The sequence below is a fragment of the Mesorhizobium sp. M0664 genome, from assembly GCF_040320565.1.
Classification (GTDB): domain Bacteria; phylum Pseudomonadota; class Alphaproteobacteria; order Rhizobiales; family Rhizobiaceae; genus Mesorhizobium.
Map to the genome: position 1 here is coordinate 1 of NZ_JAMYPW010000089.1, position 7,291 is coordinate 7,291.

At 59.6% G+C, this 7,291-nt stretch carries 9 protein-coding genes; 4 read left to right on the top strand and 5 right to left on the bottom strand.

Annotation, left to right across the window (positions count from 1 at the left end; translation table 11 throughout):
* Nucleotides 1-730: 730 nt before the first annotated feature.
* Nucleotides 731-883: a KTSC domain-containing protein gene (locus tag NKI39_RS33790; protein WP_352720268.1), complete on the bottom strand. Its 153-nt coding sequence runs from the start codon at nucleotides 881-883 to the stop codon at nucleotides 731-733.
* 369 nt (nucleotides 884-1,252) lie between these two features.
* Between NKI39_RS33790 and NKI39_RS33795 the strand changes: the two genes are divergently transcribed.
* Both NKI39_RS33795 and NKI39_RS33800 read left to right on the top strand, forming a co-directional pair.
* Nucleotides 1,253-1,762, top strand: a complete 510-nt coding sequence (locus NKI39_RS33795; RefSeq protein ID WP_352612666.1) for a ferritin-like domain-containing protein — start codon at nucleotides 1,253-1,255, stop codon at nucleotides 1,760-1,762.
* Nucleotides 1,763-2,270: 508 nt separating this feature from the next.
* Entirely contained in the window at nucleotides 2,271-3,803 is a 1,533-nt protein-coding gene (locus tag NKI39_RS33800) for a hypothetical protein (RefSeq protein WP_352837441.1), read from the top strand.
* Between the two features lie 257 nt (nucleotides 3,804-4,060).
* On the opposite strand, the gene NKI39_RS33805 is transcribed toward NKI39_RS33800, so the two are convergent.
* The 4 genes from NKI39_RS33805 to NKI39_RS33820 are packed head-to-tail and all read right to left on the bottom strand — an operon-like array spanning nucleotide 4,061 to nucleotide 6,432.
* On the bottom strand, nucleotides 4,061-4,828 hold the full coding sequence (locus tag NKI39_RS33805; protein ID WP_352837444.1) for a hypothetical protein: 768 nt from the start codon (nucleotides 4,826-4,828) through the stop codon (nucleotides 4,061-4,063).
* Entirely contained in the window at nucleotides 4,828-5,688 is an 861-nt protein-coding gene (locus NKI39_RS33810; RefSeq protein WP_352837446.1) for a hypothetical protein, read from the bottom strand. The genes NKI39_RS33805 and NKI39_RS33810 overlap by 1 nt, the downstream gene beginning before the upstream one ends.
* Nucleotides 5,685-6,080: a phage holin family protein gene (locus NKI39_RS33815; RefSeq protein WP_352837449.1), complete on the bottom strand. Its 396-nt coding sequence runs from the start codon at nucleotides 6,078-6,080 to the stop codon at nucleotides 5,685-5,687. Before NKI39_RS33815 ends, NKI39_RS33810 begins: the two co-directional genes overlap by 4 nt.
* A 4-nt stretch (nucleotides 6,081-6,084) precedes the next feature.
* On the bottom strand, nucleotides 6,085-6,432 hold the full coding sequence (locus tag NKI39_RS33820; protein WP_352837452.1) for a hypothetical protein: 348 nt from the start codon (nucleotides 6,430-6,432) through the stop codon (nucleotides 6,085-6,087).
* Nucleotides 6,433-6,895: 463 nt separating this feature from the next.
* Between NKI39_RS33820 and NKI39_RS33825 the strand changes: the two genes are divergently transcribed.
* Together NKI39_RS33825 and NKI39_RS33830 are read left to right on the top strand one after the other, a co-directional pair.
* Nucleotides 6,896-7,063 carry a transposase gene (locus tag NKI39_RS33825; protein ID WP_352837455.1) on the top strand — a complete coding sequence of 56 codons (168 nt, stop codon included), beginning with the start codon at nucleotides 6,896-6,898 and terminating at the stop codon, nucleotides 7,061-7,063.
* Entirely contained in the window at nucleotides 7,060-7,248 is a 189-nt protein-coding gene (locus NKI39_RS33830; RefSeq protein WP_352837458.1) for a transposase, read from the top strand. The genes NKI39_RS33825 and NKI39_RS33830 overlap by 4 nt, the downstream gene beginning before the upstream one ends.
* The last annotated feature ends 43 nt before the right edge of the window (nucleotides 7,249-7,291 follow it).

Genomic DNA, 7,291 nt, shown 5'->3' on the forward strand with positions numbered 1-7,291 from the left:
CCCGGCGCACAAAAGCATCTGCGCACCGTCCGAAGCCGCGAACTATTTTTCGAGCTCGTCACGCCACTTGCCCGACGGCTTCTAGACTAGCACACCGCGACGAATTCGGCGGCTGTGAGAGAGGAGACATGCGTGGTGTCGGACATGCTCTAAGCGGCGCTGATAGGGCACCGCCCCCGGCTCAGCGGATGTCTGCCGCGTGAGATCGATGAGGATAAAGCCGGCCGCAACGATCAACCCCGACAACGTTGTCCGATGTAGGGGTTCGAATCGCTCTAGCGCTATCGGCAATACAGCGCGTCGATCGAAATCACCTGTTAGCCTCTCCGCTGAGCGCGGCCGCAGCTCCCCTCAGGCAAGATGCGCGAGCAGGCGGATATCTATCTGACCGAAAGCAAACAGAAGCCAGGCGTGCCCACTGAAAGCACAAGCAAGCGCAAAGGTTCCTCAACTGATGCTCGGCTGGCGGCAACTTGCTCGCCAGCCGAGTTGAGTTCAGGCGGTGGTCGGGGGAGACTGGCCAGCACACGCTGGTGATTCCAACCTTTGCCGATGTGTCCCGCCGCACTGCCAGAACGGCGGGACCGATCAAGCGCTTTGCACCAGGCGGGGGATGCGGGGGGGCTTTGCGAGGCGCGCGCGGACCGAAAGCGAACCAGACCAACAGCGGCAACGCATCCGTCAACCCCCGGTTGGAGCGACAGGACGATTGAGCCATCGGAAGGTCAGGTCATCCCGGGTCGCTATCGCTCGCAACCAGATGGTAGCGGAAATTGTTGCGGATATGGTCGTTGAAATAGCGGCCCTTGGCGAACGCCGCCCGGAACGCGGCAAAGGTTTCCGGCGGCACTTCCTCAAACTCGTAGCGTTTGCCGCTGGCCACGAACCAGACCGAGAGAATTCTTGTGTGGGATCGTATTCCGTTTTGCGTATCGATGTGGAGGGCATGACGGCGGCGCGAGTCGAAAAGCAATCAACGAGCGGAAAGGCCGCCGCGTTCCTTGTGACTATGGTGGTGCGGTGAGGCACGAGGCTCAATGCGGAGCGCCAGCGGTCGCGATCGGGCCGTTTTCCTTGCGCCGACCCTCGCGATCTTGGTCTTACCCACGCATCGCTGCGGGATGTTCGCAAGGTGAATTGAGACCCGCCAAGACACTGATCCTCTGGGACTGTCAGGGCTGTTCGACGCATTCTATTCCGGAACAATGTCTTCTTCTGAAAGTTTTTCCTTAAATAGCAAAGGAGATTCGAAATGTCAGAAAGCCGGGAATGGTTTGTCCAATGGCTTAGAGACGCTCATGCCATGGAAGAGCAGGCAGAAACGATGTTGAACGGGCAGTTGAGCCGTATCGAGAATTATCCCGAACTGAGCGACCGGATCCGACAGCACCTCGACGAGACCAAGCAGCAGGCTGCCCGGCTGAAGACTTGTCTCGATCAGATGGACGAGGGTTCATCCATGATGAAGGATGCTGGCGGTAAGCTGACGGCGATGGCGCAATCGCTGAGCGGCGTCTTCGCTGGAGACGAGGTGATGAAAGGATCGCTCGCGAGCTACACGTTCGAGCACATGGAAATCGCCTCCTACACGATCCTGATTGCCGCCGCTCGATCGCTCGGCGAAACCGAGGTTCTTCGGGCTTGCGAAGAGAATCTGCAAGAGGAAGTCGCGATGGCGGATTGGCTGAAATCCCGTCTTCCCTCCACGACCGAGCAGTTCCTTGTCCGAGCCGAAGCCGACAGTGACAGCGCCAAGCGGTGAGCGGGTGGGACGCAGTCATCGTGAACTGGGTGATGGGGATTCGTCCGCCAGCGCGTCCCCTTCGTGAAGGCTGGACGACGAACACGCCTGGCTGTAGCAGGCGGTTGTCGAGTTGCGCATTTCCAGAAATTGCTACGACGAGTGATGCTAACATTGCGGCGTCGTGACTTTGAGAGTTGAAGCGTTCGTCTGCGCAAGCCTGGTCGAATACGCATTGGCAATAGCCAAGATCGGAAGGGCTAGCGCAGCGCTCGGCGAGATCAAGCTTGAGGGGGCGTGTTAAAACGTTCGAAACGAGGTCGCGATAGTGGAATGCCCGAGAACACTCCTCCCTGATCACTGAGCAGTGCGTGCGCGGGCACCGGCAGCGCCAAGCCGGATGGAAGAAAGTTCGTCCCGACAGCGGCAGAGCGCGCCAGCGACGGGCAGAGGTTCCTGTCAGCCCAGCCCAAGCCGGGAACTTACACGGAAAAGTGGCGTTAATATCGCGCAATGCGGGAGCGTGCAGATGTTTTTGCTCGCAAAAGATACAATTAAGTTCAGCATTCTTGTGGCGCTTTCGGCTATATTCGTCGATGCGTCTATCGCCCACGGCTTGCTTTGGGAGAATGACCCATACTGGACCTATTGGATCACCAAGACTTTCCTGATCGCAACCGTCTTTCTATTTGGTACGGCCTTTCTCGGCATTGGCATCATTCCAGGCTTGGTCCTGACGGCGGTCCACACGCTCATTCTGGAGATTTACTATCAATGGCTTGCGCCCGTGGGGCTGCCGCAGGAACCCGAATGGCTCGACTTCAATCACCTGTGGATTACCGGCGTGCCGGTGCACTTCTTAGCGATAATAGGTGGTTATCTGATGGCGCTGTGGCTTTGGCGGCGAAACCATGTTGTTGCTGAGACCGAACGCGGGGAGACGTGGCGGTTCGTTGTCTACGGGCTCGTTACTGCCGTGATCATCGTTGCGGCAGACGGTGTTTTGACCCAGACGGTGCTGTTGCGCGACTTCCCAGGCATTACCTTCTTCGTCCAGCACCTTTTGATCAGCTTCGTTTTTGTCTGTGTCTGGACTGCTTACGCCGGTGCCGGCCGGCTGGGCTGGACCATCGGCGCGCTCATGCTCGCCTTCGTCTGGACCACATATAGCATGTATCTGGGCCCACGTGGTCTGCCGCTCGATCAGCCTCATTATTCCGGCTACAGGGATCTTTGGTGGCTGTCGTTTCCGGGCGGTTTCGTTTCGGCACTTATCGGCTGGTGGGTCGGCGGTTGGCTGATGAAGAAGCGACGAGTAATCGGCGTGGCCGGACTCGGCATGCTAGCAGTCCTGCTGGGTGTCCCTGCCGAACATGCCCACGCTCAATCGAGGGGCACCGACGGTTTGATCGCAACCGCACGGGCTTCGGGCGAGGGTATGCGGGTGACCGGGGCCGATCCGTACGCAATGAACAGCACCGTGCCCATGAACGGCACCATTGCAATCCAAACCGTGGAAATGGGCAACCGCTGGTCGCACGTTCAGAACACGGATGCTTTGCGAGTCTCGGCCGAGTTCACCTCCGGCGACGCCGCCTATACGGTCAGCATTGACAAGCCGATGCCGCGCCACCCGCTCGGAAAATATACGACATGGTCAGGCGTAGCTTATGAGCACGAAATGCATGGCAACACTGGGATCGGCACGGGCAAGTTGCCGAAGGTACGGCCGGAAATCGCCCTTTGGGGCTGGGCACAGGTGAGCCGCAACGGGGAAGTGATCGCACGAGAATCTCCTGCCCACGTCATGGTGATGACCGAGGGTCCCATCAAAGGCGTAATGCTCGAAATCGGCACGGAGGACCGAGGTCTGATCGCAGAGCCGGACGGGTATATCAACGTGATGTGGCCGAAGGTCGACGCGCTTCAAATGCCCGAGGGGCAGGAACGGGTGCGACAGATCATCGGCTGGATCGCGATCGTCGGTTTCGTTGTCCTCTTCGGGGGCTTGGCCATTCTTGACCGGAACGACGTCTCACGCGCACGGGCCAAAAAGCTCTGAGAGGTTGCCAAAGGCATTCGGCGTCATCGACGGCGAAGCGCCAGCATCGCCGCCGCTGCCAGTCTTGCTGATCACCGGTGAGCCAAACTGAATACCCGAGCCCAATTCGCGGCAACGTATTCCAGAAGCGTTCCTGAGGGTGGCGTGTGCCGGAAATGAAGGGGGTACGGGGGCTTCGCGCGAGCCACACGCGATAAATGTGAGCGCGGCATCATACCCTGCCTTCAGGACGACTGTTTCTCTGCAATGACCTCTGTCTACGCTCTTCCAGTTCGGTCGGTGTCCATCTGCTCATTCACACGTCGTTGATAGGCAAAGCCGACAGCCGCAGCGACTGCCAAACCTGCCGCCGCCAGAAGGAGTTTGTCCTCGGTATGCTCATTGCCCGATGCGTCTTGAACAGCTAACGAAGCTTCATCGAAGGGTGCGGATGCTCTCGCGGCAGTCTCGCCCTCGTGCGGCCCAACGCCGCTATGGCGGATACCCGCAGCCAGACGTTCTGTCTTCTCTTTTACAGTTTCCTTGGCCACGCCGGTCAACTCGGCAGCTTCGCGTTTTATTTTACCAGCCGTTTCAAGAGCGAAATCACTGACGCTTTCCGCCAAATCGCTAGATTGCTCCTTCAGGCGCTCCTTGGCGTACGATATGTGATCCACCTGCTGCTCGCCGGGTGGCCGGGCCGAATTGGTCCGCAATAAGCTGAACAATCCCGCTCCGACAAGTGCGGTGGCGATCGGCGGACGGCGGAGGAAACGCCACCCCAAACCGGCCCCAATCGCCAAAGCTGCGCTCGGATTGGCAGCTGCCTTTGCCTTGAGATCGTCAATAATCGCCTGCGCCACCGATTGCATTGAGGCGCTTGCTTTCTCTATCAGCGCATCCTTTGCCTCAAGCGCTTCGTGTTTCAAATCATCGGTAAACTCGGAGAGCATGTTTGGCGACCGAAGTGTCGACAAATCCTCGGCGAGCTTAGCCCGGGCAGCCTCAACTTCGGATTCAAGATGCGCAAGTTGAGGATCGGCCATCACAAATCTCTCTTGCCACCGGCGCGGGCAGGCTTGCTCGACCGAGGGTTGTCCGCCCGCTGCGATTTGGTGGCGCTGCCCGGTTGCAGCTTGGCGGTAGATGGACCGCTCGATCCACTTGGGCTTGGCGAAGACGGCTGCACGGGTTCACTTGATTGCTCTTCTGATGATAAGGCGCTTCCAAAGGCGCCCGCAACGTCCCTTGCGACCTCCTTGAGGCCGTCCGAATTCAGCCCACGTTCCTCGGCTGCGCTCTTGAGCCGTTCGCCCGCCTTTGCTGTCGAAGACTTCAATCGGTCCCCAGCTTTTTCAGCAGCATCCGTCAATCGCTCTCCCGCTGGGCCGAGCGTGCGCCTCTCGACATCGCTGGCCGGTAAAGCAGCAGCTATGGCGGCACCGGCTGCGAAGCCGGCCAGGACAAAAGCCAATGGCTGTTCTTCCACCATGCGGCCAATCGTGTCCTGGAACGTTGATTGGGCTTGCTGCACCATGCGCCCTGACTTCTCGGATACGGTGCGACCGGCCTCTTCTGCGTATGCCGCGGCCGATGATGCGTAGTGACTTGCGGTTTCACTCACCTTCTCCCCAATGCCGGCTAAATTGTCGCGCATGGCCTCTGCTGGCTCGCTAGCCTCTTCCTGCGTTTTTGACGCCCCGCCGCTGGCGGTGCGTACGTGCGGAGCATTTTGGCGCCCGTTGGTTCCACGGGATTGCTCGCGATGCCCGGCACTTGAACCGCGGCTGCGCATTAGCAGCGCGCACCCTGCTGCGACGAGCAGAAGGCCTTCGGGATTGTTCCTAGCGGAGCTGAGAAGCCATTCTTTCGTTCCAAAATCCTGGACCTGTGAATTGCGGCTCATGTTAGTTGCTCCTTGGTTGTCGCAATATCCTGCTTTATTTGGCTTATGGAGTGTGTCGGCAGAAGTTGTTTTTGCGCATCAGCCCGGCCCCTATAGTATGCGAAAGCAGCGGCAGCCGCCGTTGCGGCCGCGACGATCAGACACGACCAGTGCAGGGCTATCCCTAAGCTCGCGATTCCAAGTACGACGGCTTGGATTAGAAGCAGAGCGGCGGCCACTCCCAGGGCGCCAGCAGCAGACATCCACACACCTGCTTGGAGCTTCGTTGAGACGTTGGCGGACAGCTCCGCATGCGCCAGGCGCAACTCTTTCTGAAAGAGGTCCGCGACGTCCGCCAACACTGCAGACAGTGCTTGAGGGAGAGGCGAATTCTTCAGTTGTTCCTCTGCCATCAGATCAGTTCGCTCCCTGCCGCCTTTCCGTGATGGATTCTTGAGCGGGAGGCGCGCTCTTCAGCGTGCGGAATGTCAAAAAACCCGCTACGGCGGCCAGCCCAAACACCAAACCCGGCTTGCGCCTGGCCAAATCGGACGCTGCAAGAACCAGTTGATCGACGGATCTGTCTCGCAGGTCGTCTGCGTATCCATCAAGCCTATTGGCGAAGGTGCGCACGACCCCAGCGACGATCGGTGCATTTGTGTCGAGGTCCTCGGCCGCACGTTTGGTCGAACTCGCTAGTTGGCCCATCACCTCGGCGCCGCTGCCGACCTGACGGTCCAACATCTCCTTCACCTGATTGGTCACGGTCGACGCGCCACCAGCGGCCGCCCGTTTGGCGGTTCCCGCTGCCCCTTGTGCTATGTCCGACGCTTTGGATAAGGCGCCCCTTACGGTTGCTCCTATGTCTTCCGAGGTACCGTCACCAGCCCTTACCGCAGTTGGGGGACGCCGTTCAGAATTCCGGTTGTTCATGGTTTCCTCCATTCGAGGAGCAAACGGAGGTAAGGCCCGTTGGTTCCCAATGAGCGACTGGCTAGGGTCTCCAAGTTGCATTTTCGAACTCGGTGCGCGGATCGGGTGCGTTTGCATTCGGAATGACGAGTTGCTTGCGGGCGAGCGCAATGCGAATTACCCATCTGTCCCTTCCCTTGCTGCTTCAACTCTGATGAAGGGTACGCCTCCGGCGAGGGCCGCCTTGCGGGAGCATGGCCCGGTAGCGAAGCTGCACTCTTAAGGTCGTCCTTTCGAGCGTAGTTAGCAGCACAGCATGAGCCATGTGACGTTGTTGACCGGGCCGGAGCGTCGTCGTCGTTGGAGTGAAGAGGATCAGTGCCGGATAGTGGCGGTGGCATTCGCGCCCGGGGCCACGGTGGCGGCGGTAGCGCGTCAGTACGATGTCGCGACCAGCCTAATCTACAAGTGGCGCGCACGATGAGAACCCGCGAGACGGGCTTTGCCGAAGTTGTCGTGGCTCCCGATGAGCCTGTCGCCGCTTCGGTGCCGGCGGCGTCCCCAGCGGTGATCGAGCTGGAGATCGCCGGCAAGGTGCGGCTGCGGATACCGCTGACCACGCCGCCGACACTGGCGGCAGCGATGGTGAAGGCGCTGGGCGTTTCATGATCCCGGTTCCGAGCCAGGTGCGGATCTGGTTGGCGGTCGGCCG

Coding starts and splice junctions, on each gene's coding strand:
- NKI39_RS33795 (WP_352612666.1), top strand. CDS start 1,253: ATGTCAGAAAGCCGGGAATGGTTTGTCCAATGGCTTAGAGACGCTCAT.
- NKI39_RS33800 (WP_352837441.1), top strand. CDS start 2,271: ATGTTTTTGCTCGCAAAAGATACAATTAAGTTCAGCATTCTTGTGGCG.
- NKI39_RS33805 (WP_352837444.1), bottom strand. CDS start 4,828: ATGGCCGATCCTCAACTTGCGCATCTTGAATCCGAAGTTGAGGCTGCC.
- NKI39_RS33810 (WP_352837446.1), bottom strand. CDS start 5,688: ATGAGCCGCAATTCACAGGTCCAGGATTTTGGAACGAAAGAATGGCTT.
- NKI39_RS33815 (WP_352837449.1), bottom strand. CDS start 6,080: ATGGCAGAGGAACAACTGAAGAATTCGCCTCTCCCTCAAGCACTGTCT.
- NKI39_RS33825 (WP_352837455.1), top strand. CDS start 6,896: ATGAGCCATGTGACGTTGTTGACCGGGCCGGAGCGTCGTCGTCGTTGG.
- NKI39_RS33830 (WP_352837458.1), top strand. CDS start 7,060: ATGAGAACCCGCGAGACGGGCTTTGCCGAAGTTGTCGTGGCTCCCGAT.